Source organism: Kaustia mangrovi, assembly GCF_015482775.1.
Classification (GTDB): domain Bacteria; phylum Pseudomonadota; class Alphaproteobacteria; order Rhizobiales; family Im1; genus Kaustia; species Kaustia mangrovi.
Genome location: NZ_CP058214.1, coordinates 1,390,886 through 1,416,682, shown reverse-complemented (window position 1 = coordinate 1,416,682; position 25,797 = coordinate 1,390,886). Strand labels below are relative to the sequence as shown.

Annotated in this window: 20 protein-coding genes and 1 riboswitch; of the genes, 10 read left to right on the top strand and 10 right to left on the bottom strand. The window is 67.9% G+C overall.

Annotation, left to right across the window (positions count from 1 at the left end; translation table 11 throughout):
- The first annotated feature begins 59 nt into the window (after positions 1–59).
- Positions 60–869 carry a helix-turn-helix domain-containing protein gene (locus tag HW532_RS06705; protein WP_213163650.1) on the top strand — a complete coding sequence of 270 codons (810 nt, stop codon included), beginning with the start codon at positions 60–62 and terminating at the stop codon, positions 867–869.
- 39 nt (positions 870–908) lie between these two features.
- Here HW532_RS06705 and thiQ read toward each other — a convergent pair whose 3' ends face one another.
- From thiQ to HW532_RS06685, 4 genes are all read right to left on the bottom strand, one after another.
- On the bottom strand, positions 909–1,604 hold the full coding sequence (gene thiQ, locus HW532_RS06700; protein ID WP_213163649.1) for a thiamine ABC transporter ATP-binding protein: 696 nt from the start codon (positions 1,602–1,604) through the stop codon (positions 909–911).
- Positions 1,591–3,195 carry a thiamine/thiamine pyrophosphate ABC transporter permease gene (gene thiP, locus HW532_RS06695; protein WP_213163648.1) on the bottom strand — a complete coding sequence of 535 codons (1,605 nt, stop codon included), beginning with the start codon at positions 3,193–3,195 and terminating at the stop codon, positions 1,591–1,593. The genes thiQ and thiP overlap by 14 nt, the downstream gene beginning before the upstream one ends.
- 16 nt (positions 3,196–3,211) lie before the next feature.
- Positions 3,212–4,225: a thiamine ABC transporter substrate binding subunit gene (gene thiB, locus HW532_RS06690; RefSeq protein ID WP_213163647.1), complete on the bottom strand. Its 1,014-nt coding sequence runs from the start codon at positions 4,223–4,225 to the stop codon at positions 3,212–3,214.
- A gap of 47 nt (positions 4,226–4,272) precedes the next feature.
- Positions 4,273–4,389, bottom strand: a riboswitch (TPP riboswitch).
- An 82-nt stretch (positions 4,390–4,471) separates the two neighbouring features.
- Complete coding sequence (locus HW532_RS06685) at positions 4,472–5,353, bottom strand: fructosamine kinase family protein (RefSeq protein WP_213163646.1); 882 nt, start codon at positions 5,351–5,353, stop codon at positions 4,472–4,474.
- Between the two features lie 112 nt (positions 5,354–5,465).
- On the opposite strand from HW532_RS06685, the gene HW532_RS06680 reads away from it, so the two are divergent.
- Positions 5,466–6,395: a dihydrodipicolinate synthase family protein gene (locus HW532_RS06680; protein WP_213163645.1), complete on the top strand. Its 930-nt coding sequence runs from the start codon at positions 5,466–5,468 to the stop codon at positions 6,393–6,395.
- 42 nt (positions 6,396–6,437) lie between these two features.
- Here HW532_RS06680 and HW532_RS06675 read toward each other — a convergent pair whose 3' ends face one another.
- Entirely contained in the window at positions 6,438–7,139 is a 702-nt protein-coding gene (locus HW532_RS06675; protein WP_213163644.1) for a GntR family transcriptional regulator, read from the bottom strand.
- A gap of 117 nt (positions 7,140–7,256) precedes the next feature.
- Between HW532_RS06675 and HW532_RS06670 the strand changes: the two genes are divergently transcribed.
- Together HW532_RS06670 and HW532_RS06665 are read left to right on the top strand one after the other, a co-directional pair.
- Entirely contained in the window at positions 7,257–9,029 is a 1,773-nt protein-coding gene (locus HW532_RS06670; protein WP_246479607.1) for an IlvD/Edd family dehydratase, read from the top strand.
- 115 nt (positions 9,030–9,144) lie between these two features.
- Entirely contained in the window at positions 9,145–10,518 is a 1,374-nt protein-coding gene (locus tag HW532_RS06665) for a hypothetical protein (RefSeq protein ID WP_213163643.1), read from the top strand.
- 113 nt (positions 10,519–10,631) lie between these two features.
- On the opposite strand, the gene HW532_RS06660 is transcribed toward HW532_RS06665, so the two are convergent.
- The gene (locus HW532_RS06660) at positions 10,632–11,576 is read right to left on the bottom strand and encodes a 2-hydroxyacid dehydrogenase (protein ID WP_246479605.1); all 945 of its coding nucleotides are present in this window, start codon (positions 11,574–11,576) and stop codon (positions 10,632–10,634) included.
- Positions 11,577–11,609: 33 nt separating this feature from the next.
- Entirely contained in the window at positions 11,610–12,386 is a 777-nt protein-coding gene (locus tag HW532_RS06655; RefSeq protein WP_213163642.1) for a FadR/GntR family transcriptional regulator, read from the bottom strand.
- A 156-nt stretch (positions 12,387–12,542) separates the two neighbouring features.
- Here HW532_RS06655 and HW532_RS06650 point away from each other — a divergent pair, with 156 nt between their 5' ends.
- The 5 genes from HW532_RS06650 to araD all read left to right on the top strand — a co-directional run bounded on the left by HW532_RS06650 (position 12,543) and on the right by araD (position 19,315).
- Positions 12,543–13,478: a dihydrodipicolinate synthase family protein gene (locus tag HW532_RS06650; protein ID WP_213163641.1), complete on the top strand. Its 936-nt coding sequence runs from the start codon at positions 12,543–12,545 to the stop codon at positions 13,476–13,478.
- Positions 13,479–13,493: 15 nt separating this feature from the next.
- Complete coding sequence (locus HW532_RS06645) at positions 13,494–14,603, top strand: Ldh family oxidoreductase (RefSeq protein ID WP_213163640.1); 1,110 nt, start codon at positions 13,494–13,496, stop codon at positions 14,601–14,603.
- A gap of 53 nt (positions 14,604–14,656) precedes the next feature.
- Positions 14,657–15,595, top strand: a complete 939-nt coding sequence (locus HW532_RS06640; protein WP_213163639.1) for a TAXI family TRAP transporter solute-binding subunit — start codon at positions 14,657–14,659, stop codon at positions 15,593–15,595.
- Between the two features lie 71 nt (positions 15,596–15,666).
- Positions 15,667–17,568, top strand: coding sequence for a TRAP transporter permease (locus tag HW532_RS06635; protein ID WP_213163638.1), 1,902 nt, complete (start codon positions 15,667–15,669; stop codon positions 17,566–17,568).
- Between the two features lie 28 nt (positions 17,569–17,596).
- Positions 17,597–19,315, top strand: coding sequence for an L-arabinonate dehydratase (gene araD, locus HW532_RS06630; protein WP_213163637.1), 1,719 nt, complete (start codon positions 17,597–17,599; stop codon positions 19,313–19,315).
- 147 nt (positions 19,316–19,462) lie between these two features.
- On the opposite strand, the gene HW532_RS06625 is transcribed toward araD, so the two are convergent.
- The 3 genes from HW532_RS06625 to HW532_RS06615 form a co-directional block, all read right to left on the bottom strand.
- A complete protein-coding gene (locus tag HW532_RS06625; protein ID WP_213163636.1) occupies positions 19,463–22,033 on the bottom strand; it encodes a TonB-dependent receptor in 2,571 nt (856 codons plus the stop codon).
- A gap of 116 nt (positions 22,034–22,149) precedes the next feature.
- Positions 22,150–23,154, bottom strand: coding sequence for a FecR family protein (locus HW532_RS06620; RefSeq protein WP_213163635.1), 1,005 nt, complete (start codon positions 23,152–23,154; stop codon positions 22,150–22,152).
- Between the two features lie 111 nt (positions 23,155–23,265).
- Complete coding sequence (locus tag HW532_RS06615; RefSeq protein ID WP_213163634.1) at positions 23,266–23,781, bottom strand: RNA polymerase sigma factor; 516 nt, start codon at positions 23,779–23,781, stop codon at positions 23,266–23,268.
- A 477-nt stretch (positions 23,782–24,258) separates the two neighbouring features.
- Here HW532_RS06615 and HW532_RS06610 point away from each other — a divergent pair, with 477 nt between their 5' ends.
- Positions 24,259–25,794 carry an ABC transporter substrate-binding protein gene (locus HW532_RS06610; protein WP_246479594.1) on the top strand — a complete coding sequence of 512 codons (1,536 nt, stop codon included), beginning with the start codon at positions 24,259–24,261 and terminating at the stop codon, positions 25,792–25,794.
- The last annotated feature ends 3 nt before the right edge of the window (positions 25,795–25,797 follow it).

Below are 25,797 nucleotides of genomic sequence, written 5' to 3'. Positions count from 1 at the left end.
TCATAGTGCGATGACGGTGTGTTTTCCGATCCATCAGACAAGGCAACGCCCTGGCCGCCATGACCGACGAATTCGCCCGAAATCTCAGCTATCTGTGCGGCTACTACCCGTCCATCGCGGAGGTCTGCCGCCGTCTCCATGTCAACCGTCAGCAGTTCAACAAGTATCTGAGCGGCCAGGTCCGGCCCTCGCGCCACAATATGCGCCGCATCTGCGATTTCTTCGGCGTCACGGAATCGGAGGTGATGCTCGAGCATCCGCGCTTCGTGGAGATCATCTCCCTGCGCCGCCGTCCGGTCTCGACCGGGGCGCTCGCCGGACCGCTGGAGCATATCGAGGCGCTCTATGCCCAATCGGGGGATCTGGAGCGGTATGTCGGCTACTATTACCGCTATTTCTACGCCTTCAGCTATCCGGGCTATATCATCAAGTCGCTCGCCCGGATATTCGAGAAGGACGGGCGCTATTACTGGCGCAATATCGAGCGGCTGCAGGAACGCGGCGCCCAGGGGCCGACGACGGGCAAATATGCCGGCGCGGTGTTCTTTCTCGCCGAGCGCATCTTCATCGTGGAATACGACCAGCTCCTCAGGAACGGAATCACCCAGGTCGCGCTCTATCCGAGCTATCACACCAAGATCGACTATCTGCGCGGCATCCAGACGGGAGAGCCGGCCAAGCGCGGCCGCAAGCCCGCCGCCTCGCTGGTGCTGATGGAATATCTCGGCACCGGTATCGACATCCGCAAGGCGCTGCTCGCCTCCGGACTGTTCCCCGGCGACAGCGAGGCCATCAGTCCGAAGATCCGCGGCCTCATCACCAACCGCATTCCCGAGGGCAGCTTCGTCCTGGAGGCGGAGGAGACATAGCGCCCTTCGCGGGCGGGGCCGCACGGTCTGTCGCGATCCTCAACCCAGATAATCGGCGATCTCCGGCAGGGGTGGCGCGGCCAGGAACTCGCGGATCGTGCCTTCGCACAGGATCGTGCCGTCCTGCACGAAGACCGCCCGCCCGGTCAGCTCGCGCGCCTCCTCGAGCTGGTGGCTGACCATCATGACGGTGAGGCCCCTGTCAGTGCGCAGCCGCTCCACCAATGCCGTCATGCGCCCACGCTGGGCGGGGCCGAGCGCGGCGAAGGGTTCGTCGAGCAGGAGCACCGGCCGGTCGCGCACGATGGAGCGGGCGAGTGCCACGCGCTGGCGTTCGCCGCCGGAGAGCTGGTTGGGAAGCCGCTTGCCGAAGCCGCCGAGGCCGACCTCCTCCAGCGCGGCGGCAACCCGCTCGCGGTCGCCGGCCGAGAGCTTCAGGCCCGGATGGATACCGAGGCCGACATTCTGCTCGACGCTCAGATGGGCGAACAGATTGTGGTCCTGGAACAGGGTCGTGACCGGGCGCTCGGCGGGCGGCACGCCGGCCATGTCGCGCCCGTCTATGACGATCCGTCCGCCATCCGGCCGGTCGAAGCCCGCGATCAGGTTCAGGAGTGTGGTCTTGCCGGCGCCGCTCGGCCCGAAGACGACGGCGAGCTCGCCCGCCCCGATGGCGAGGGCGAAGCGCATCACCATGTCCTCGTAGCGGAAGGTGACGTCCTCAAGCGCGATCATGGCCACGGCCGCCGATCCCCCGTTCGATGACGATGAACAATGCAAGGCACAGCCCGACGAGGATCAGCGCCGTCGTCGCGGCATCGGCCATACGGTAGCTGCCCATCTGCTGGTAGAGAAGATAGGGCAGGGTCTGGTTGTGGCGCGTGCCGAAGAGCGCGATCACGCCGAAATCGCCGAGCGACAGGGCGGTGGTCAGCGCGAGTGCTAGCCCGAGCGGCCTTCTCAGGAGCGGCCAGTCGACGAGGCGCAGCCGCGTCAGCCCCGTGATCCCCAGCCCGTCGGCGAGCCGTAGATGGCGCTCATGGACCTCCATGGCCGGCGGCATGAGGATGCGCAGCGCAAACGGCAGGCCCATCAGCGCGTTGACGATCACGACGAAGACGAGGCCGATGGCGAAGACGTCGGCCACCGGCTGCACCAGGATGAAGAGGCCGGCGCCGATCACGAAGGGCGGCACGACGAGGATGAGGCTGCCGCCGAGCTCGATGGCCGTTGCCAGCCCCGGCCGGCGGTAGCGCACGCCGAGCTCGCGCGCGGTGAGCACGAGCCCTGCGCCGATGAGGCAGGAGAGGAGGCCGGCGCAGAGACCGACGGCAAGGCTCCTGAGGGCGGCGAACCACAGGGGCGCCCGCGTGGCCGCGCCCCACGCGTCGCCGGAGACGCCGGAGGCGACGATGGCCGCGAGCGGAAGCAGCACCATGAGCGCGGCGAAGGCGATGGCCGCGGCATCGCCGATCCGCCCCGCGGGGGCGGCAAGGTCCGGCCGCGGCATGTCGCGCGCGAGGCCGAGTTCCACGGGCACCGACCGTGCGAGACGGTGCCCGGCACCGACGATCAGGGCGCACAGCCCGACCTGCAGGACGCCGAAGGCGACGACCCGGGCGAGGTCGAAGTCGAATCTCAGCGCCTGGTAGATCGCGACCTCCAGCGTCGCGTTGGGCGGTCCGCCGCCGAGCACGAGGACGATGGAGAAGCTCGTGAAGCAGATGAGGAAGACGAGCCCCGCCACCCCTGGCGCGATCTGGCGCAGCATGGGCCATTCGATCAGCCGGAAGATCTGGCCGCCGGTCATGCCGAGCTGGCTTGCGAGCCTGAAGCTCTCGCCGGGTATGCCCGCCCAGCCCTGAAGCAGGAGGCGCGTGGCGAACGGCATGTTGAAGAAGACATGGGCGATGAGAATGCCGCCGAGGCCGTATATGTCGAGCCGGGCCCCGGTGCCGGCCATCGCCAGGAGGTCGTTGATCGCGCCGGACCGGCCATAGACGGCGACGAGGCCCAGGACGCCGACAATGGTGGGGATGACCATGGGCAGGCCGAGAAGGCGGATCAGCAGGGCGCGGCCCGGAAATCGCTGGCGCCGCACGAGGGCGCGCGCCACGGGGATGGCGATGACGACGCTGAGCGCCGCGGAGAGGAAGGCCTGCCAGACCGTGAAGCGCAATATGCCGAGCACATAGGCGTCGCCGAGCAGCGCGGCCATGTCGATGCGTCCGGCGACCGACAGGACGCCGCCGAGCGCGCCGCCGATCACCAGCGCAAGGACGAGCGCGGACAGGGCGCCGGGCAGAAGACGGAAGGCTAGGGCCATGTCGCGGGCGCCGCCGTCAGCGGCTCATGGCGGAGAGCCATTCCCTGATCCACCCGTCGCGGTGCTCTGCGACCTCGTCGGGGGAATAGACGAGCGCCTTAGCCGGGTCGAGCGGCGCTGCGAAGGCTTCGGGAAGCCCGTCCTTCGGCGCGATGACGGGATACATCCAGTTGGTCGTGGGCAATATGGCCTGCACCGCATCCGACAGGAGGAAGGACAGGAACTGCCTGGCGAGCTTCGGCTGGTCGGAGCCCTTCAGCATGGCGGCGACCTCGACCTGCATGTAGTGGCCTTCCTCGAAGATCGCGGCCTTGTAGCGCTCCGTGCCCTCCGCGATGATGTGATAGGCGGGCGAGGTCGTGTAGCTGAAGACCATCGGCGCCTCGCCCTGCTTGAAGAGGCCGTAGGCCTCGCTCCAGCCCGTGCTGACGGTGACGATGCGCGGACGCAGGGCCTCCCAGGCGTCGGCGGCGCCGTCGCCATAGACCTTCTTCATCCACAGGAGCAGGCCGAGCCCCGGCGTACTGGTGCGCGGATCCTCGATCAGGATCTCCGCGTCGCTGTCCTCCACCAGCGCATGCAGGCTGGCCGGCGGGGTCTTCAGCGCCTCGCTGTCATAGACGAAGGCGAAATAGCTCCAGTCATAGGGAACGAAGGTGGTGTCGTCCCAGCCACCGGGCAGCATCGGCGCCTCGACCTTGAGGCCGTGGGATGCGAGGAGGCCGGTGGCCCTGGCCTCCGCGACGAGATTGGTGTCGAGCCCGAGCACGATGTCGGCGCTGCTGCGTGCGCCCTCCAGCCGCAGCCGGCTCAGCAGCGCGACGCCGTCCTCCACGCCGACGAAGTCGAGATCGCAGCCGCATTCCGCCTCGAACAGCGGTTCGATCTTCGGGCCCGGACCCCATTCGGCGACGAAGGAATCGTAGGTGTAGACGGTGAGGGTCGGCCGGTCCTCGGCCTGTGCCGGCGCGGCGCCGGCGGCGAGGCCAAGCGCGATCAGGGCGGCGGCGAGGCGTCCGGTCGTCCGCATGGGAACACTCCCTTGGTCTTGCGGCCGCGCTTGGTGGAGATAGCCTCCGAAGAGGTTGCCTCACATCCCTCCGCCGGTGCGAGCCGGATCAGGTTCTACGGGTTGGCGCGGGACCTGTCCGCCCGGCGCCTCTCAGCCAGCCTCCGGCACCCCGCTGAGACTTGAAGTTGCGGTCCCTATTAGGCACGAAGCCGATTCCCCGTCAACCGGGGGAGAATGGGGCGAGACCGTACCGGGACGGTCTCCTCAAAGGCCCAGCCGGTCGAGCGTCGCCAGGATCGGGCCCGCATAGGCCGTGTCCCAGTAGCGTACGTGAACGAGGCGGGGATAGATGAGGTAGATCTCGCGGCGGATCTCGAAGAAGCCCGGATCGATTGGGCGGTGTTCGCCATAGCGTGCGAGAAAGGCTGGATCGTAGCCGGCGAACATGGTCGGATAGGCCATCTCCAGCTCGGGGTGCCCGCAGGAGATGGCCGGGTCGATGAGGGCGGCGAGGCGGCCCGCGCGATGGAGCATGTTGCCCGGCCAGACATCGCCATGGAGGAGAGCCGGGTGGGCGGGCTCGTCGAGCCACTGCTCGAGACGGCCGGCAAGGGCTTCGAGCCGCCTCAGGAGGTCGGCGCCGACCGTGCCCTCGCGGTGGCCCTCGCGCGCCATGTGCAGGAGCCGGTGATCGCGGAAGAAGGCGACCCAGCTCTCGCCTTGCGGGTTGGGCTGGGCGAGGCGGCCGATGGCGGTGTCGCGCCCCAAGCCGAAGCGGGGCTGCGGGATGGCGTGGAGCGCGGCGAGCAGGTCGGCCGCATGGCGCCAGACATCCGGGCCCGGCAGCCCGGCCTCGTGGGGCACATGGTCGAGAAGCAGGAGTCCCGGCTCGACATGGCGCACCGCGGGCAATGGCAGGTCGCTCCGGCGGGCGAGCTCGGCGAGCATCCAGGCCTCCAGCTCCTGCATGCCGTCGCCCCATTTGGCGACGACCGTCGTGCCGTCGGCGAGATCGACCGCCAGCACCGCGACGGTGGACCCGCCGGCGAGCGGGCGCGCGGCGAGCGCGCGGGTGGCCAGCGCGGTCTCGATGCGCCCGGCGAGCGCGCGGTCGACAGCCGTTTCGGATGCTGGGGGGAGCGGCATGTTTTCCACGATCCAGATAGAAGTCGGGTGCGATGTGGGCCATAGTACCCGCTCCCTCGCCGATCCGTACCACGCGGTCGGACCCATTGTCTAAAAGGACCGGACTACCTCCATGACGACACAGCACTCCGCTGGTCTAGCCGGCGTTCTCTCGCCGGTCGTGACCCCGTTCACCGAAGACCTGAAGCCCGACGCCGACCGGTGGATCCGGCAATGCCGCTGGCTCCTCTCGCAGAATTGCGGCCTGGCGGTCTTCGGCACCAACAGCGAGGCCAACTCCATGGCCGGGTCGGAGCGCATGGCGCTGCTGGAGAGGCTGATCGAGGCGGGTGTCGATACCGGACGGATGATGCCCGGAACGGGCGCCTGCTCGCTGACGGAAACCGTCGAGGTCACCGCCCATGCGGTCGGGCTCGGCTGCGCCGGCGTGCTGATGCTGCCGCCCTTCTACTACAAGGGCGTGCCCGACGAGGGGCTCTATCGCCATTATTCGGAGGTGATCCAGCGCGTGGGCGACAGCCGGCTGAAGATCTACCTCTATCACATCCCGCCGGTCGCCCAGGTGCCGATCAGCCTCGATCTCATCGCGCGGCTGACCGCGGACTATCCCGACACCGTGGTCGGCATCAAGGACAGCTCGGGCGACTGGAGCAACACCAAGGCGATGCTCGACCGGTTCCCGGGCTTCCGCGTCTTCGCCGGGTCGGAGGCGTTCCTGCTCGACAATATGCGCAATGGCGGGGTGGGCTGCATCTCCGCGACCGCCAACATCAATCCGGCGGCGATCCACGACCTCTATGCCAACTGGCAGGCCGGCGATGCCGACGAACGCCAGAAGGCGCTGACCGATTTCCGCCAGGCGGTCGCGCAATATCCGATGATCCCGGCGCTCAAGCAGACCGTCGCCCATTTCACGGGCGATGCCGGCTGGGCCCGCGTGCGCCCGCCGCTCGTCGAGCTGACGGCGGACCAGAAGGCCGGCCTCGTCGCGGAGCTGGAACGGCGCGGCTTCGCCATGCCGGGCCTGCGCGAGATGGCCTGACGTCCGGGACAGGCGGGCCGGCCTCCGTGCCGGCCCGGCCGTTCAATCGCAATATCGTGCCCGGTAGGCGGCGATATAGTCGTCCTTGGCCGGGACCAGATGCTCCTGGCACAGGGCGATCAGCGCCTCGCGGTCGCCGGACTTCAGGGCGGCGAGGATCTGCCAGTGATGCTCGGTCGACCGGCGCAATGCGGCGATGGTCACCGAGGAGCGGTAGGCGTGCGACTTCTGGGCGAAGTCGTCGATGGCCTCCACGAGAAACGGATTGCCGCACAGGGCGAACAGCGTCCTGTGGAAGACGAGGTTGATGCGGAAGGCGTCCCGCCGGTTGTCCCGGGAGACCGCATCGGCATGGGCCCTCTGCATGGCCTCCAGCCGGTCCATCGCGCCGGGCGGGACGGGCAGGGGGATGAGCGCGGCCGCCTTGCCCTCCAGAAGCTGCCGGACAGCGTGGATCTGCTCCACCTCTTCCGGTGTGTATTCGCGCACGACGGCGCCGCGGTGGTGGATGCGCTCCACGAGCCCGAGGCGCTCCATCTCCACCAGCGCCTGGCGGACCACATGGCGCTTCGCACCGAAACGCTCGGCGAGGTCTTCCTCGATCAGCCGCTCGCGGGGATGGAGCCGCCCGAAGACGATATCCTCCTCCAGCATGGCGGTGACCTGCGCGAGCGACCCGGCCGGTGCGTCGGGCCGGACAAGGCCGTCGCCGTCTCCGGCCAATGTCGCTGCGGTGTCGCCCATGCTGGCTGTTCCAATCTGCCTCTCCCCGCTCCGGCCAACTCTATGGACGGGTTCGACGACGTGTCAAACATATTGTTGACAATCCTGGCGACAAAAGCTCCAGTGCGGGAGAACGAGATGCGGACCATGGCGGAGGTGCAGGCAATGGGCAGTCCGGACAACGGCGCGCCGAAGGGCATGAAGAAGGGGCTGACGAGCTATGGCGACGCCGAATTCTCGCTCTTCCTGCGCAAGGCCTTCATCAAGGGGCTCGGCTATACGGACGATGCGCTCGACCGGCCGATCATCGGCATTGCGGACACCTTCAGCGCCTATAATGCGTGCCATGCGACGGTGCCGGATCTCGTGGAGGCGGTGAAGCGCGGGGTGATGCTGGCGGGCGGACTGCCCGTGCCGTTTCCGACGGTCTCGATCCACGAATCCTTCGCCCATCCCACCAGCATGTATCTGCGCAACCTCATGGCGATGGACACCGAGGAGATGGTCCGTGCCCAGCCCATGGACGCGGTGGTGCTGATCGGCGGCTGCGACAAGACCGTGCCGGCCCAGCTCATGGGGGCGGCGAGCGCCGGTGTGCCGGCGATCCAGCTCGTCACCGGCCCGATGCTCACCGGCAGCCATCGTGGCGAGCGTGTCGGCGCCTGCACCGACTGCCGCCGCTTCTGGGCCCGGTTCCGGGCGGGCGAGATCGATGCCGACGAGATCGCCGGGGTCAACGGCCAGCTCGTGCCGACGGCGGGGACCTGCGGCGTGATGGGCACGGCGAGCACCGTGGCCTGCGTGGTGGAGGCGCTTGGCATGATGCTGCCGGGCGGCGCGGCGGCGCCCGCTGTCTCCTCCAGCCGGCGGCGGATCGCGGAGATGACGGGAACGCAAGCCGTGCGTCTCGCCGGGCGCGGGCTCACCCCCGACCGGATCATGACGGCGGAGGCCTTCGAGAATGCGTTGCGGGTGCTGCTCGCCATTGGCGGGTCGACCAACGGCATCGTCCATCTGACGGCCATGGCCGGCCGTCTCGGCATCGCGGTCGATCTGGACGCCTTCGACAGGATCGGCCGGGAGACGCCCGTCCTTGTCGACCTCAAGCCGTCCGGCACCCACTATATGGAGGATCTGGAACGTGCGGGCGGGCTCGTCGCGGTACTGCGTGAGATCCGCCATCTGCTCCATCTCGACTGCCTGACGGTGACCGGGCGCACGCTCGGCGAGGAGATCGACGCCGCACCCGCCCCATGGCCGCAATCCGTCGTGCGGCCGTTCTCCGACCCGGTCTATCGCGAAGGCGGCATGGCCGTGCTGCGTGGCTCGCTCGCGCCGGGCGGGGCCGTCATCAAGCAGTCGGCGGCGGATGCCGGCCTTCTTTCCCATACCGGGCGCGCGGTGGTCTTCACCTCCATCGAGGACATGGCGCGCCGCGTCGACGACGAGAACCTCGACGTGACGCCCGACGACATCCTCGTTCTGCAGAGCGCGGGGCCGAAGGGTGCGCCGGGCATGCCGGAGGCGGGCTACATGCCCATTCCGCGCAAGCTCGCGCGCCAGGGGGTGACGGATATGGTGCGCATCTCCGACGCCCGCATGAGCGGCACGGCGAGCGGGACCATCGTGCTCCATGTCACCCCCGAATCGGCGGAAGGCGGGCCGCTCGGACTGGTGCGCGACGGCGATACGATCCGGCTCGACGTGCCCGGCCGCACGCTCGACCTCATGGTTTCCGACGAGGAGCTGGCGGCGCGGCGGGCGGCTGCCGGGGCGGGGGCATCCGCATCCCGTCCGGCGCCGGAGCGCGGCTATGCGAGGCTCTTCTCCGACACGGTGCTGCAGGCCGACAGGGGCTGCGATTTCTCCTTCCTCGTGCCGGAGCGCACCGAGGTCACGCCGCGCGGATGAACGGCGAGGCTGGACATCGGGGCGGACAGGGCGCAGGCTTGCATGCGTAACTGGCCTGTCCACCCCGCCCGTCATCCCGACCTGTCCTTCCGGATCGCCTGATCCGTTCCGCCCGATGGATCGTTCCGCACTCGCGCCGCAAACCGCGCCCGGCCTTCGCCGGTCCCGGGTGTCCGCGCTGGCCTATGCCGGCTTCGCCCTGCTCACGCTCGTCGCCGCGGTCGGCGATATCCGGCCCGCTTTCGTGGCGGCGGCGGCGCTGCTCGCCCTCTATCTCGCGCTCGAGATCCGGCATGTTCCCGTCGCGCAGCGCGGTCTGGGGCTGGTGCTCGGCGGCGCCGGCCTCGCGCTCGGCTACGGGGCGGGCGCGTTTGAGGAGGTCGCGACCGGCGGCGTGGAGCGGGCTCTGCAGTTCCTGGTGCTGTTCGCCGCCGTCGCCTGCCTGCGGGTCGCCGCGCTCGAAAGCCCGGCCCTGCGCGCCGTCGGCCAGCAGGTCGTCGAGCAGCCGCCCGGGCGGCGCTTCCTGGCGCTCGCCTTCACCTCCAACATCTTCGGCGCCGTGCTCAACCTCGCGGGGGTGCAGCTCGTGGCGACGGTGCTCGCGCGCCAGTCGGACCCGGCACTCAAGCGCCGGCTCGCGCTCGCCATGATCCGTGGCTTTTCCGCGGCGTCGTGCTGGTCGCCGCTCTTCGTGTCGACGGCGGTGGTCCTGAGCATCCTGCCGGAGCTGTCCTGGTTCGATTTCGCCCCGTTCGGCATGATGCTCTCCGCGACGATGATCCTCGTGGCCTGGGGGCTCGACCGGCTGACCCGGTCCGGCGTGCGCGCGCCCGCGCCGCCGCCGCCGGCCAACCGCCGCGCCTGGCTCGGCGCACTGACGATCTTCCTGAGCCTCGTCGTGCCCATCCTAGCGCTCTCCGGGACGGCGGGACTGTCGACCCCGGTCGCGATCGGCATCGTCGCGCCCGTTCATGCGCTGATCTGGCTGTTCCTGCTCGCCGGGCGTACGGGCACGGGCCCCGGCCGTCTGATGCCCCAGCTCCTGCTCGACCTGCCGTCGCTGCGCAGCGAGGTGCTGCTGTTCACCGGGGCGAGCCTCTTCGGCACGGGCGTGTCGGCCATGATCGGCCACCCCGATATCGCCACGACGATCCCCACGGGCGACGGCGCCATCGCGATGATTATCGGCGTCAGTGTCGCCCTCGGGCTGATCGGCCTCCACCCGGTCATCCCCGTGATCGTGATCGGGGAGGCCCTGCCGCCGGCCGTTCTGGGGCTTCCCGCCGAGATCGTGGCGCTCTGCATGGTGGCGAGCTGGGGGCTCGCAACGGTGGTCTCGCCCTTTTCCGGCACGGCGCTCTATATGGGCCGGCAGCTCTCCCTGCCGGTCTGGACGGTCGCCTGGCGGTGGAACGCGGCCTACGGCATCGGCATGTCGGTGATCGTCATCCTGATCCTGATGGGTCTCAGGCACGTCGTCTGGGGGTAGGTCCTGTCCGGTCGGGCTGCCCCGGCCCGCTCCCCCACCCGGCCACCCATGAAATTACGATCCCGCGGGTGGCCGGGTGGGGGAGCTCAGCCGGTGCCGTTTGAGTGCAAACTCTAGCCGACGACGGGCGTCGGCAGGGGGCGGCCGTCGAAATGGGCACGCAGATTGTCGAGCACCAGAAGGCCCATGGCGCGCCGGGTCTCTGTCGTGCCCGACGCGTGGTGGGGATGGAGCACGACACGGCGATCGTCCTTGAGGGCTTGCGGGATCTCCGGCTCGTTCTCGAACACGTCGAGGCCCGCCCCGTAGAGCCCGTCGGCGCGAAGGGCGGCGATCAGCGCGTCCTCGTCGACCACGGAGCCGCGCGAGACATTGACGAGGATGCCCTCCGGCCCGAGCGCCTTCAGCACTTGCGTATTGACGAGATGGCGCGTCTCGGGGCCCCCGACGCAGGAGACGAAGAGCACGTCGGAGCGCTCAGCCAGGGCCACCGGATCGGGAACGTACTCATAGGGCTGGTCGGGCTTGGGGCGCGGGCCGGTCCAGGCGATGTCCATGTTGAAGGCCGCCGCGCGCCGGGCGATGTCCTGCCCGATGCCGCCGAGCCCCACAATGCCGGCGCGCTTGCCCGACACCTTGCGCTTCAGGGGCATGGGGCCCTTCGCCGCCCAGTCGCCGCTTCGCGCATGGGCATCGCCCACCACGATATCGCGGGAGACGGCGAGGAGCAGCGCGATGGCGAGGTCCGCGACGTCCTCGGTCAGCACGCCCGGCGTGTTGGTGACCTTCAGGCCGCGCCGCTCGGCTTCCGCGACGTCGACCTGGTCGTAGCCGACGCCGAAGCTCGCCACGATCTCGGCTGCGGGAAAGCGGTCATAGACGCTGGCATCGGCGCCGACGCCGCCCGAGGTCGCGATGGCGCGCACCCGCCTGGCGGCCTCCGGGTCGAACAGCTCCGGCTTGTTCATGAGGTGGACGGTGAAATGCTTCCGGAACTCGTCCAGCAGTCCGGGGACCTGGCCGAAGACGGACGCAAGCATGGCTATTTCCTGCGGCATGCGGGAAGCTCCTCTGGGCTGGGATGAAGGGGATCAGTCTGTCATGAAACCGTGCATGCGGTCGCGCGATTTCGTCATGTGGGCATGCATGGCCGTGCGGGCGGTCTCGGCATCCTGCCTGCGGATCGCGGCAAGCACCTCCTCATGCTCGGCGAGCACCTCGTTCAGCCGGTCGCGATTGCCGATCTGCTTGAGCCGGCGGGCGACCGTGATGGAGGTGAGGATCGGCGCGCTCAGCATCTGGATGCCCTGAACGAACAGGTGGTTGCGGGTGGCGAGCGCCACGGCGCGATGGAAGTCCAGATCGGCCTCCGCGCCGACCTCGTCGGCCTCGAGCGCGGCGGCGACGGCCTCGTTGGCCGTCTCCATGGCCTTGAGGTCGTCGGCGTTGCGCCTGATGGCGGCGAGTGCGGCGGCCTCCGTCTCCATGCCGATGCGGAACTCGTTGGCGCGCTGGATCTCCGCCAGCGCGCCGGAGGGGGCGAGGGCCGCGAAATCGTGGCTTGGCTCGCGCACCACATAGGTGCCCGAGCCGCGCCGGCTGCGCACGATGTCGTCGGCGCGCAGGCGGGCGAGCGCCTCGCGGATGACCGGCCGCGACACGCCGAATTCCGTGCATAGCTGCGGTTCGGAGGGCAGCCGCTCGCCGATGACATAGGCGCCCCGGGCGATCTCCAGGAGAAGCAGCTCGTAGACCTGATCCGTCAGCCGGGACTGGCGCAGTAGAAGGCCGGAATGGGCCGCATCGTCGTCGTCGGCCGGAGGCATGTGCGCCAGCGTGGCGTGCTGCGTCATCTTGTCCCGCGTCATGGGCGACAGCCTAGGCGCAGCCGGCGGCGGAGGCAATCAAAGAAATCAACTTGTAAGTCTGCTTGACAACTTTGCGCTGTCATGGTCGCCTACCGGCACGACACACGCGGGACCACCGCGGAACGATGACCGGACTCTTTGACAGGGGGATGTCCAGTGAAGACGACAGCCGTTGAGCGTGCCGACCTCGCGCGCTCGGTTCTCTCCGTGCCGCCGCTTGCCCGCAACGCCGATCTGAGCCTCGATGTGGAGGCCAATGCCGCGCTCATCCGCTATCTGGAGGCGGGGGGCGTCACGACGCTCATGTATGGCGGCAACGCCAATTTCTACAATATCGACCTCGCCCAGTTCGCCGAGACGCTCGGCATGCTGCAGGACAAGGCCGGGGCCGACAGCTGGGTCATCCCCTCCGTCGGGCCGGACTATGGCCGCGCGATGGATCAGGTCGCGGTGCTCAGGGAGCACGACGCCTTCCCGACCGTCATGGTGCTGCCGCTCAACTTCCCGGCGACGCCCGACGGCGTGGCGACCGGCGTGCGCCGCTTCGCGGAGCGCTATGGCAAGCCCATCGTCCTCTATGTGAAGAACGAGGGCTACATCACGCCGGAGCTCGCCGGCAAGCTCGCCGATGACGGGCTCGTCTGCGCCATGAAATACGCCGTGGTGCGCGAGGACCCCTCGAAGGATGCGCTCCTGTCGGACATCCTCCAGAAGGTCGATCCGGATATGGTCATCAGCGGCATCGGCGAACGCCCGGCGATCACCCATGTGACGCAGTTCGGCCTCACGGCCTTCACCTCCGGTTCCGTCTGCGTGGCGCCGCGCAGCTCCACCGCGCTGCTCCATGCGCTCAAGCGCGGCGACGTGGCCGAGGCGGAGACGATCCGCGAGCGCTTCCTGCCGCTCGAGGATCTGCGCGACGGCATCAGCCCGATCCGCGTGCTGCACGACGCGGTGACGCTGGCCGGCATCGCGGATATGGGGCCGATGCTGCCCATGCTGTCCAACCTGTCCGGCGACGAGCGCGCGCGGGTCGAGCCCGTCGCCAGGGAGCTGGCGGCGCTCGATGCCAGCCTTGCCGACGCGGCCTGACGGGGCCAGGCGACAATGAGCGAGCCACAGATGCATACCGTTTCCGCCGAGGTGCTGAAGCGGCAGATTCTTGCCATCCTCGATGCCTGGGGGCTGCCCCGGGAGCAGGCGGAGGCGGCCGCGCAACTGCTTGTCGAGGCCAATCTCGCCGGAATCGACAGCCATGGCGTATCGCTGCTCGACTTCTACCGGGTCCAGATGGCCGCCGGCCGCATCGTGCCGGATCCGGAGATCGCGACCGTGGTCGACCGCGCTGCGATTGCCGTTCTGGACGGCGGCGGGGGCTTCGGCCATCTGGTCTCGCTCAGGGCGACGGAGCTTGCCATGCGCAAGGCGGCGGCATTCGGCGTCGGCGCGGTCGCGGTGCGCAACTCCCATCATTTCGGCGCGGCGGGCCCCTATGTCCGGCGGATCGCGGCGGGCGGCCAGGTGGGGTTCTGCACCACTGCCGTCTGGCGGCCTTCCATCGTGCCGACGCGCGGGCGCGAGCCGATGCTCGGCACGAACCCGATCGCCTTCGCCGCGCCCGGCCGCAACAATCGTCCGTTCGTCCTGGACATGGCGACCTCCACGGCGGCCATCGGCAAGATGCGGGTGAAGAAATTCTCCGGCCTTCCGCTGCCGGAGGGCTGGTCGCAGGACCGCGAGGGCGGCTGGGAGACGGATCCCGACCGCGCGCTCGCCGATCCGCGCCTGTCGCCGCTCGGCGGCGAGGAGGAGCGTGGAGGCCACAAGGGTTACGGGCTCGCGGCGATGGTGGAGGTGCTGTCCACCGTCCTGGCGGGCGCGACCTTCGCCCCGATCCGGCCCGAGGCCCAGGAGCGCCACGATGTCGGGCACTTCTTCCTCGCGCTCGACCCGGCCCTGTTCCGGCCGGAGGGCGGCTTCGAGGAGGATCTGGACAGCTTCGTGAACGCCTTGCGCGCAAGCGAGCCGGTTGATACATCGCAGCCGGTCCAGGTTCCCGGAGACCCCGAATACCGCCGCGAGGAAGAACGGCGGACGAACGGCATACCGCTGACGGCAAGCCTTGTGTCCCGGCTGCGCGAGATCGCGTCGGAGGCGGGCGCGCCGTTCATGTTGGACGCTGGAAACGAGACGGAAATGCAGCTCGGCGCCGGCTGATCGCCGGGCCGTCCGCATCATTGGTTTGGAAACGACTTAGGGAGGATTCCAGAATGAAGAAATCTCTTCTGTTTGCAATGGCCGTGGCCGTCGGCCTCGGCACGGCGAGCGGGGCGGACGCCCAGCAGCTCCGCTTCATGACCGGCCCGCAGGGCGGCTCGTGGTATCCGCTCGGCGGCGCGATCCAGAACATGGCGGCCAACGAGCTCGGCACCAATATCATCGTCATGCCCGGCGGCGGTGTCGCCAATATCCAGGGCGTGCAGGGCGGCCAGGCCGATCTCGGCTTCGGCAACTCGATCTCGACGGTGGATGCGGTGAACGGCCGCAAGCCGTTCGACGGCAAGGCCGACAATGTCTGCAATCTCGCGACGCTCTATCCGCAATACTTCCAGATGATCACCATTGACGGCGAGGGTGTCGACAGCGTGGCGGACTTCAAGGGGCGCCGCCTCGTGACCCAGCCCGTCGGCAACACCGCCGAGCAGGTGATCCGCACGGTGCTCGATGTGGGCGGCATGTCCTATGACGACATGGATTCGGTCGACTACGTGTCCTATTCCGACGGCGTGTCGCTGATGCAGGACGGCAATGCCGACATCTTCACGCTCGGCACCACCGTTCCGGCGTCCTCGATCATGGATCTCGCCAATTCGCGCAAGATCCAGCTCGTGCCGCTCGACGACGAGTTCATCGCCCAGATGCGCGAGCGCAATCCGGGCTTCGCCGGCCTGACGGTGCCCGGCGGCTCCTATCCCAACCAGGACGAGGATGTCCAGGTGGTCGGCTATGCCACCCATCTCGTGGCGCGCTGCGATCTCGACCCGGAGGTCGTGAAGGGCGTTCTGGAGGTGATGTGGAAGAATGTCGGCGACCTGCAGGCCATTGCCGGGGCCATGAAGGGCCTGACGGTGGAGAAGATGGCGCAGGACAACGGCGTGCCGATGCATGAAGGCGCGAAGCTCTTCTACAAGGAGCACGGCGCGATGTGATCCGGCCGGGGCCGGGCGTTCCGACGTCCGGCCCCGACTGTGCGCATTGCTCTGTCGGGACGGGAGATACCATGGCAGAGGACGTCGCAGAGGCGAAGTCGCCCTATGAGGTCTGGAGCAGGAGGCTGATCACGGCGGTCGCCGTGTCGATGAGCCTCTTTCATCTTTACATCGCCTTTTTCGGGCCGCCCAACGCCTTCACCCTGCGCTCCGCGCATCTCGGCTTCGCGCTGGTGCTGGTCTTCATGTCCCTGCCCGCGCGCTCCGGTGGCCGCCACGACCGGCCCGGCGTGATCGATTGGGCGATGGTGGCCGGCGCGCTCGCCGCGACCGCCTATCCGATCATCGAGCAGACCTATTTCAACACGCGCATGGCCTATGTCGGGCCGGTCAGCGCGACCGACATCTTCTTCGCCGTGCTGATGATGATGGTGGTGCTGGAGGGGACGAGGCGCGCCATCGGGCCCATCCTCCCGATCACCGCGATCATATTCCTGGCCTATCAGCTCGCCTTCACCTCGATAGATCCCGTCCGGCTGCTCGAATACCAGTACATGACCACCGACGCCCTGTTCGGCATTCCCGTGCAGGTGTCGGCCACCTATGTGGTGCTGTTCGTGATGTTCGGCGCGCTGTGCGAGCGCATGGGGGTCGGACGGCTGTTCATGGATTTCGCGCTCGCGCTGACCGGCCACAGCTCCGGCGGGCCGGCCAAGGTCGCGGTGGTCTCCTCCGGAATCTTCGGCTCGATCTCGGGATCGGCGGTCGCCAATGTGATGACGACCGGCGCCTTCACGATTCCGCTCATGAAGCGCATCGGCTACCGGCCGGCCTTCGCCGGCGCGGTGGAGGCGGTGGCCTCGACGGGCGGGCAGATCATGCCGCCGATCATGGGGGCGGCCGCCTTCGTCATGGCGGAGTTCCTCGGCGTCAGCTATCTCACCGTCGCGAGCTTCGCCATCCTGCCCGCCGTGCTCTACTATTTCGCCGTCTTCCTCGCGGTGCATCTGGAGGCGCGCCGGCTGGGCATGAAGGGCCTGCCCCGGGCCGACCTGCCGCGGCTGAAGGAGGTGCTGGTCGAGCGCGGCCATCTCTTCGGGCCGATCGTCGTCATCGTCGGCGCCCTTCTGTGGGGCTATTCCGCCCAGTTCTCCGCATTGTGCGGCATTCTCTCCGTCGTTCCGCTCGCGCTCCTGCGCAAGGGGACGCGCAAGGAGGTGACGTTCGGCCGGATCGTGGAATCGCTCGCCGACGGCGCGCGCAACGCGGTGATCGTCGCCATGGCCTGCGCGACGGCGGGCATCGTCATCGGCGTGATCGCGCAAACCGGGCTCGGGCTCACCTTCACCGGCATCGTGAAGGCGGTGTCGCAGGATTCGCTGGTCCTGGCGCTCATCCTCACCATGGTCGCCGGCATCGTGCTCGGCATGGGCATGCCGACGACGCCGGCCTATATCGTGCAGGTCGCCCTCCTCGTGCCGGCGCTCGTGCGGCTCGGCGTGCAGGTCGAGGCGGCGCATCTCTTCGTGCTCTACTTCGCCATCCTCTCGGCGATCACGCCACCGGTGGCGATTGCCGTCTACGCGGCCTGCGGCATTGCCCGCTCGCCTATCTGGGACACCAGCGTGACGGCGGTGAAGCTCGCGCTGCCGGGCTACATCATCCCGTTCATGTTCGTCTTCGGACCGTCGCTCCTGCTGATCGGCGACTGGACCACCGTGCTCCTGTCGGTGGTGACCTCCTTCTGCGGCATCGCGTTCCTCAGTGTCGGGCTCCAGGGCTATCTGGTCGGGCCGATCTCATGGCTTCCGAGGCTGATGTTCGTGGGCGCAGCCTTCGTGCTGATCAAGCCGGGCCTTGTGACCGACGCGGTCGGAGCGGCGCTCGCCATCGGCGGCGTGCTGGTCGACTACGGTATGCGGCGGATCGCGGCCTCCCGGGAGCCGCAGCAGGTGTCGGGAGGGGACCAGTGACAAGGAAAACAGCGGGACACGCCAGCCGATGAAGACCCCTGAAGAGCTGCGCAGCCACCGCTGGCTGGGGGTGCACGATCTGCGCGCCTTCGGCCATCGCTCCAGGCTGAAGCAGATGGGCTACGACCGGGCCGACTTCGCCGGCAAGCCCGTCATCGCCATCGTCAATACCTGGTCGGACATCAACCAGTGCCACGCCCATCTGCGCATGCGCGCCGAGGAGGTGAAGCGCGGCGTCTGGCAGGCGGGCGGCTTCCCCATCGAACTGCCGGCGATGAGCCTGTCGGAGCCCTTCGTCAAGCCGACCACCATGCTCTATCGCAACTTCCTCGCCATGGAGGTGGAGGAGCTGCTCAGGAGCCACCCGGTGGACGGGGCGATCCTGCTCGGTGGTTGCGACAAGACCACGCCGGGGCTGCTCATGGGGGCGATCTCCATGGGGCTGCCGGCGCTCTTCGTGCCGGCGGGGCCGATGCTGCGCGGCAACTGGCGGGGCCAGGTGCTGGGGTCCGGGTCGGACAGCTGGAAGTACTGGGACGAACTGCGCGCCGGCAACATCACCGAAGAAGACTGGGACGAGATCGAGAGCGGCATCGCGCGCTCCTACGGCACCTGCATGACCATGGGCACGGCGGCCTCCATGATGGCGGTCGCGGAGGCCCTTGGCTTCACGCTGCCCAACGCGTCGTCGATTCCCGCCGCGGACGCCAACCATTCCCGCATGGCGACGGCGTCCGGCCGGCGCATCGTGGATATGGTCTGGCAGGACGTGACGCCGGAGACGATCCTGTCGCCGGAGGCGCTTCACAACGCCATGGTCGTGCACAACGCCATGGGCGGCTCGACCAATGTCATCGTCCATCTGATCGCGCTTGCGCGCCGCGCCGGCCTGCCGCTGGACCTGGAGGCTTTCGACGCGGTGTCGCGAGAGGTGCCGGTACTCGCCAATGTGCGCCCGAGCGGGGCCTATCTGATGGAGGACTTCTGGTATGCGGGGGGCTTGCGCGCGCTCATGGGGAACCTGCGCGAGCATCTCCACATGGACAGCCGGACGGTTGCGGACCGGACCTGGAATGAGATCCTTAAAGGTGCTGAGGTCTACAATGCGGATGTGATCCGCGGGCCCGACAACCCGGTTTTCGCCGGCGGCGCGACGGCGGTCCTCTATGGCAATCTCGCCCCCGACGGCGCGGTGATGAAGCCAGCCGCGGCGCGCTCCGACCTGCTCAGGCATCGCGGGCCCGCCATCGTCTTCCCCAATTACGACGCCATGGCGAAGGCGGTGGAGGACGAGGGGCTGGAGGTCACGTCCGACCATGTGCTCGTGCTGCAGAATGCCGGGCCGCAGGGCGGGCCGGGCATGCCGGAATGGGGCATGCTGCCCATTCCGCGCAAGCTCGTGCGGCAGGGACTGCGCGACATGCTGCGCATCTCCGATGCCCGCATGAGCGGCACCTCCTACGGCGCCTGCATCCTGCATGTGGCGCCCGAAGCCTGGGTCGGCGGCACGCTGGCGCTTGCCAAGACAGGCGACGAGATCGCCGTCGACGTGGAGGCCCGCACGCTGGACCTCTGCGTGGAGGAGGACGAGCTCGCCCGCCGCCGCGAAGCCTGGCGTCCGCCCGAACCCCACTATCGGCGCGGCTGGGGCGCGATCTTCCAGGACCATATCGGCCAGGCCAACGAGGGCTGCGACTTCGACATCCTGGCCACCCGCGCGCCGGTGCCCGAGCCGGAGATTCATTAGATCGCGAGAGTGTGAACCGGGTTCGCTTTCCGGTCGCCCGACCTAGAAGCGCATTTCGTGAACCCATGTTCACTCAATGCCCTCCAGTCCCCCGTAGCGCCGCGCTTTCGTACCGGAAAAGCGGTCTCCACTTTTCCTGAAAGCGCTCTAGAAGCGCGCGGTGAAGGAAAGCCGCGCGGTGCGGCCGGGCGAGGGGACGACACCGGTAGAGAGAGGGTCGAGATAGTAGCGATCGGTGAGGTTCTCGATGCTGAAGTCGAGCCTCGCATTCTGGTTGATCTCGTAGCCGGCGAAGATGTCGAAGATCGCATTGGCGGTATAGTAGACAGGCAGGACGAAGGCCCCCGGCGCCTGGTCGTATCCGCCGTATCTCTTCCCGAAATAATAGGCCTGTCCGCCCAGCGTGAGGCGCCGGTCGAGCAGCCGGACGCCTGCGGTGACATGGCCGGAATATTTGGGGGGCATGTTCTGGATGCCGTAATCGGTCCCGATCCCGTCCAGGCTGCAGACGCCGGACTGGCAGAACTCCACCTTGTCATATTTGGTGAAACCCGCTTCCACGAAGGCAAAACCGGCATCGTAGGCTGCGGACAGCTCATACCCCCTGAACTTCGCGCGGTCGATGTTGACCCATGTGTATCGGGCGCCGGCGAACGGCAGGCGCGCCCGGGCGATGTAGTCCTCATAGTTGTTGGAGAACCTGACGGCCTTGAAACGCAGATTGTCGCCGTCGAGGAACACATCGTTGCGCAACAGGTTCACGCCGAACTCGAAGTTCCGGGAGGTCTCCGGGTCCAGATCGGGATTGGGAACGAGATAGCCGTTCTCCAGGCCGGCGGAGGTCTCGCGCAGGCTCGGCGGGCGCCAGCCTTCCGTATAGGCGCCGAATATCTGGAGCCCTTCATAGGGCGTGATGGTAATGCTGGACGACGGGCTGAGCCGGCCGCCCTTCTTGTTGGGAAAGTCCGAATTGTCGGGATCGGCGCGATAATAGTCGTAGCGCAGGTTCCCCTCCAATGTCAGCCAGCGGGTCATTTCCCATTGCGCCTCGCCGAAGCCGCCGACCATCGTGCGGCGGCCTTTGGGTTCGCTCAGCGGGCTGATCAGGTCGTTGTCCACGCCGGCATTGTCGGCCTTGGCGTGCTCGAACACCGTCTCCGCGCCGGTGGTGACGGAGAACCGGCCGAAGGTGGTGTCGATCAGGGCGCGGTTGGAGATATCGCCGCCATAGGTGCGCACGCTCCTCTCGAAATCCTGCCCGTGCGTCTCCGTATCGACGTCGGTCCCCCACAGATTGGCCTTGAGCCCGATCAGGTCGTTGCCGCTCGGATCGTAGCTGTATCGCGCGCGCAGCGTATGGGTCGTCGTCTCCTGTATTTCCGGCTGGGCGACGGGAATGACGATCCCGGAGCCGACGGAGAAGGCGAGAAGCGTTTCGTTCAGCTCGCCATATTCGTTGTTGTACAGGATATAGCCGAGCTCCAGCTCATGGCCGTCGCCCCATCTCAGGGCGCCCTTGGCGATGAAGGAGGTCACGTCCTGCGAGGTGCCGAGCACCTCGCCGCCGGGGCCGAATGGCGAGAATTTGGTCTCCCGCGGCGTTCTCGGCCGGGTGTCTACATATGTCTCCCTGCCGTTCCGGCCGGCGAAGTAGTTGCCGTTTTTCCTGCGCGAGAAGCCGAACAGGAGGTCGTAGTTCTCCTGCGTCGTCGCCGCGACGATGTTGCCCGACCAGGCCTCCGCGAGCGTGTCCTCCCAGTCCCGCTCGCGGATCTCCCGGGTGCCGGCCTCGGGCGGGCTGATCGAGTTGTCGGCCAGACCGCCCTTGATGCGGACGCCGTATGTCTCGCCGTCCCTCACGATATCGCCGGCCTCGATGGTGCGCATGTTCACGACGCCGCCCATGGCGCCGATGCCGCCCGCGCCGCCAAGCGGGCCCTCGGTGATCTCGATGCCGCCCAGAAAATCCGGATCGACATAGACCTCGTTCCGGCTGCCCTGATAACCGCGATAGGAGTTGTTGGACTGGCGCGTGCCGTCGACCATCACATTGACGCGGTCCTGGCCCTGCATGCCGCGGATGTTGAGGTTCATCGACGGGCCGACCCGGTTGCCGGACGCGATCACGCCCGGGGTCAGATCGAACATGTCGCCGGGAGAGCTCGGCGGCACGCGCTCGATCTGCTCGGCGGAGATATAGGCGGTGGAGCCGGGCGTCTCGTAGGGCGTGTCCGCCAGGACGTCTCCGGGCCCGCTCGACACGGTGATCGCGTCGAGAACCGTGGAGCCGTTGTCGCTGATAGTCGCGGGCAGGCTTCCGGGATCGACCAGCGCGGCGGAGCCCGCCGCACCGATCCGCACCTCAAGGCCGGTTCCGGCGACCAGCCGCTGCAGCGCCTGTGCGGGGGCCATGGTCCCCACGACCGCGCTCGACCGTCTTCCGCGCGCGAGCGCCGAGGGATAGCTGATCTGCCATCCGGTGGTGCGAATGAAGGTGTCGAGGGCGGAGGAAAGCGGCTGGGCCGGGATGGAGAAGCCGATGCTTCCGCCCGAGGGCGCGGCCGGCGACGCCGGTTGCGCGTATCCCGTGGTGCTGGACGCGATGCCGGCACAGCACAGCGCGGCCGATGCCAGCAGCACCGCCGCCGGATGCCGCGTCCTCTTCCCCGCTCCTGTCGCGATGATCCCGACGCGCGCCGCCCCAGCCCGTCTTCCCATGACCGAAAAGCCTCCTCTTCCGACATCGAGGGCTCCGGCCGGCACCGCGCCGGATCACGGGCCCTCCTAGACGAGACGTTTCGGTGGGATGGAGTCGGAAAAATCGGCTGAAGGCGTCAGCGAAGAATGACGATTCCGCCGGGGAGACGGGTCATTGCGAGGCCAACGGCGTCGGCAATGGTGCGTACGGCGCCGTCTATATCGTCGAGGCGGTAATTGCCGGTGATGGCGAGGCGGTCGAGGCGACGGTCCATGACCAGGATCGTGCCCGCATGGTAACGGCGGAGCTCGTCGATCACCTGCGAGAGCGGCCGGTTCTCGAAGACGATACGGCCCTCGCGCCAGGCAAGGGCACGCGCCGTGTCGATCGATGTCGCCGCCGACAGTGCCGTATCCGTCGCCACCGCCATCTGGTCCGGCTCGAGTGCGACATGCTCCGCCCGGTCGGCGAGCCGGCTGACGTCGACGCGTCCCCGCTCGAGCACGACGCGATCGCGGTCGTCGTCGATGCGCACCGAGAAGGCGGTGCCCCTGACCTCGACCTCGCCATATTCGCCGGCGACCCGGAACGGATGGTCGGGGTCGCGCAGCACATCGAAGAAGGCTTCGCCCTGAAGGAGCCGCACGTCTCTCCGCCCGTCCTCGAAATCGACCGTCACCGCGGAAGCGGTATTGAGGATCATGGTCGAGCCGTCCGGCAGTGCGATGGTGGATTGCCGGCCCGTCTCCGTCAGGTAGTCGGCCTGCCAGCGCAGCACGGCGGAAGGCAATTGCCATGTCGCAAGGGCGACGATCAGGACGGCCGCGGCGGCGGACAGCCTTCCGGCCCAGCCTGTCGGGATGACCTGCCGGCGTCTCCGCCCGGCAGGCGGGCGGGCAGCGGCGTGAAGGCTGTCGGCAGCCTTGCCGAAGGCGGCGGAGCCCCAGATCGCCTCGAGATTGCGGAATTCCTCGGCATGGCGCGGGTCGCGGCGGAGCCAGGCGTCGAACTCCGCTTGCCGCGCCGCGTCGGGCGCCGAGCCGCGCAGATGGGCGAACCATTCGAGCGCCTCGTCGACAACAGGATCGTCATGCGTGAAGCCATCGTCGGGCTGTGCCCCGTCTGGCGCTTGTCGTCCCACTTCAGCCGTCCGTCGGTCATTGCGTCGCGGCTTCTTATTATACCTGAGACGTTTCACGCACTGGAATCCGGAAAAGAGTCTCTGGGTCCGGAGAATGCAATTTGGGCGGGTTCACTCCCGGCCGGCCCGGGCGAGCGTCTCGCGGCAATGGGCCATCGCCAGCTTGAGATCGTTGAAGACGGTCCTTTCCGACACGCCCAGCCAGGCCGCGATTCTTCGGTTCGACCATTCCTCGATGCGGCTGAGCACGATGACCGTCTGGGCCCGCTCAGGCAGGCCGGCGAGCGCCTTGCGGAAGATCTCCAGCCGCTCGCGCTCGATGACCGCGTCCTCCAGGGACGGGATGTCGGCGGGTATGTCGCAAAGGTCGTTCGCGCCAGGCCCGGCCGTCTCGATCTCGCCCCGCGTCCTTCGGCGCCGGAGATGATCGAGCGCCAGATTGCGCGCCGTTCGGTGCAGGAACGCCTCGATATGCTCGATCGGCCCCGCCTCGATGGCCTTTCGCGCTCGCAGATAGGTCTCCTGCGCCAGATCCTCCGCGGTCTGCCGGTCGCGGACGATCCGCATAACGCTCCACATCAACGACCGGCGATGCAGGAGGAAGACTGTATTCAGGGGCGCGAGCATCGTCCGTGCTGTGCAGAAGAACAAACGGCCTTGCGCCTCGAGAGCGCAGCGTGACGTCAAGCCGAATTCTGATAGCGCAATCGGAAAAATACCGCAACATCAATAGTTTAGATCTAGTCTAAGTCTGCGTTTGAGGACTGGGCGTCGCAGGGTGGGCGCCCAAGAGGGTGCATCCGGCAATCTCCGCCCGGCCCCGGCCGCGCGGCATGGGACGCGCGCCTTGGATCCGATCCGCTCGCTCGCGCGGAAGGCGCCGGTCCATGCGGGTGGATCGCACGCATATTGCGTGAATTTCGCGCGCGTCATATCCGCGCCGCCGCGAAGATTTTTTCCGATTTTCCCAACATATTGATATGTCTTTCGAATCCTGAACGGTTGCGCCGGGAAGCGGATTGGCACGGGTCTTGCGGATCGAGGCCTGTACCCGCGCTCGCCAGCTCACGGACAAGCGGAAGCCCCATATATCCGGAGGTTGCAATGAGGTTCACAACGCTGCTTGCACTCGCCACCGCCATGGCGATTGCCGCGCCGGCCGCGCTGACGCAGGCATCCGAGATCAGGGTCGGCTTCACCAACGATGCCGATACGCTCGACCCGGCCAACCATCGCAAGCGGGAGACGGAGACGATCCTGCGCAACATGTATGACGGCATCCTGACGAGGGATGGCGACATGACGGTGGTTCCCGAGCTTGCCGAGAGCTTCCGGCAGGTCTCGCCGACCGTCTACGAGTTCACGCTGCGCAAGGGCGTGACGTTTCACGACGGCTCGGAACTGACGGCGGAGGACGTCAAGTTCACCCTCGACCGCATCACGGTGGAAGGGGCGATGGATGGCCGGACCAGCCCGCGCAAGAGCCTCCTCGGGCCGGTCGAGGAGATCGAGATCGTCGACGACCGGACGATCCGCATCCATCTCGGCGAGCCCTGGCCCATTCTTCCCGCCATGCTGCCGTTTCAGGAGGTGGTCTCCAAGGCGTTCGTGGAGAAGGTCGGAACCGACGGCCTGGCCACGCAGGTCAACGGAACGGGGCCGTTCAGGCTCGTCGACTGGCGACGGGGCGATTCCGTCATCATGGAACGGTTCGACGGCTACTATGGCGGTGCCGACGACATCGCGCCGGTCGGCAAGGCCTGCGTGGACCGGGTGATCTTCAAGGTGATACCCGAAAACGCCTCGCGGGTGGCCGCGCTGCTTGCGGGCGATGTGGACATCATCAACGACCTGCCGGCCCATTCCGTCGCCCAGGTGAAGAACAATCCCGGCACCGATGTGGTGACCGCGAACGGGACGCGAAGCTTCTTCGTCGCCCTCAACACCCAGGGCGACATCTTCGACGATCCGAAGGTCCGTCAGGCGGCCATGCACGCCATCGACAAGGACCTCATCATCGACCGCATCCTCGCCGGCAACGCCGTTGCCATCGAGGGGATCCTCAGCCCCGACGCGTTCGGGCACAATCGCGAGCTGACCGTGTACGACTACGATCCAGAGCTCGCGCGCGCGATGCTGGCGGAGGCGGGCTATCCGGACGGCGTCGATCTCCAGCTCGACACGGAAGGGGCCTACAAGGACGTCGCGGAGGCCGTGGCCTCCCTGCTGACCAAGGCCGGCTTCCGCACCACGGTGGTGGTCGGCGAAGGGTCGCAGCTGTCCAGCAAGTGGCGGACCCGGGGCGGGGAGAAGACCGGCGACATGTACTTCACCTCTTGGGGCAACGGCTCGCTCGATCCCTATGGCATCTTCGTGCCGACCCATCGCACGAATGACCGCGGCAACTCCGCCGGCTACTCCAATCCCGCGCTCGACGAGATCCTCGACGAGGCGGGCGTGGAGGCCGACACCGAAAAGCGTGCCGCGCTCTACCGCAAGGCCGAGGCGATCGTGAACGAGGACCTGCCCTATCTCTATCTGTGGGTGCCGCAGGACATTTACGGTGTCTCCAGGCGCCTGAAGGGCTGGAAGCCCAGTCCCGACAGTCGCATCAATCTCCACGACGCCTGCGTCGACTGACAC

Bases quoted from the DNA above. Each gene is read 5' to 3' on its own strand.
- thiQ (WP_213163649.1), bottom strand. From the start codon at position 1,604: ATGATCGCGCTTGAGGACGTCACCTTCCGCTACGAGGACATGGTGATG.
- HW532_RS06670 (WP_246479607.1), top strand. From the start codon at position 7,257: ATGCGGACCATGGCGGAGGTGCAGGCAATGGGCAGTCCGGACAACGGC.
- HW532_RS06625 (WP_213163636.1), bottom strand. From the start codon at position 22,033: ATGGGAAGACGGGCTGGGGCGGCGCGCGTCGGGATCATCGCGACAGGA.
- HW532_RS06655 (WP_213163642.1), bottom strand. From the start codon at position 12,386: ATGACGCGGGACAAGATGACGCAGCACGCCACGCTGGCGCACATGCCT.
- HW532_RS06640 (WP_213163639.1), top strand. From the start codon at position 14,657: ATGAAGAAATCTCTTCTGTTTGCAATGGCCGTGGCCGTCGGCCTCGGC.
- thiB (WP_213163647.1), bottom strand. From the start codon at position 4,225: ATGCGGACGACCGGACGCCTCGCCGCCGCCCTGATCGCGCTTGGCCTC.
- HW532_RS06685 (WP_213163646.1), bottom strand. From the start codon at position 5,353: ATGCCGCTCCCCCCAGCATCCGAAACGGCTGTCGACCGCGCGCTCGCC.
- HW532_RS06680 (WP_213163645.1), top strand. From the start codon at position 5,466: ATGACGACACAGCACTCCGCTGGTCTAGCCGGCGTTCTCTCGCCGGTC.
- HW532_RS06615 (WP_213163634.1), bottom strand. From the start codon at position 23,781: ATGCTCGCGCCCCTGAATACAGTCTTCCTCCTGCATCGCCGGTCGTTG.
- HW532_RS06665 (WP_213163643.1), top strand. From the start codon at position 9,145: ATGGATCGTTCCGCACTCGCGCCGCAAACCGCGCCCGGCCTTCGCCGG.
- HW532_RS06635 (WP_213163638.1), top strand. From the start codon at position 15,667: ATGGCAGAGGACGTCGCAGAGGCGAAGTCGCCCTATGAGGTCTGGAGC.
- HW532_RS06705 (WP_213163650.1), top strand. From the start codon at position 60: ATGACCGACGAATTCGCCCGAAATCTCAGCTATCTGTGCGGCTACTAC.
- HW532_RS06645 (WP_213163640.1), top strand. From the start codon at position 13,494: ATGAGCGAGCCACAGATGCATACCGTTTCCGCCGAGGTGCTGAAGCGG.
- HW532_RS06660 (WP_246479605.1), bottom strand. From the start codon at position 11,576: ATGCCGCAGGAAATAGCCATGCTTGCGTCCGTCTTCGGCCAGGTCCCC.
- HW532_RS06610 (WP_246479594.1), top strand. From the start codon at position 24,259: ATGAGGTTCACAACGCTGCTTGCACTCGCCACCGCCATGGCGATTGCC.
- thiP (WP_213163648.1), bottom strand. From the start codon at position 3,195: ATGGCCCTAGCCTTCCGTCTTCTGCCCGGCGCCCTGTCCGCGCTCGTC.
- araD (WP_213163637.1), top strand. From the start codon at position 17,597: ATGAAGACCCCTGAAGAGCTGCGCAGCCACCGCTGGCTGGGGGTGCAC.
- HW532_RS06675 (WP_213163644.1), bottom strand. From the start codon at position 7,139: ATGGGCGACACCGCAGCGACATTGGCCGGAGACGGCGACGGCCTTGTC.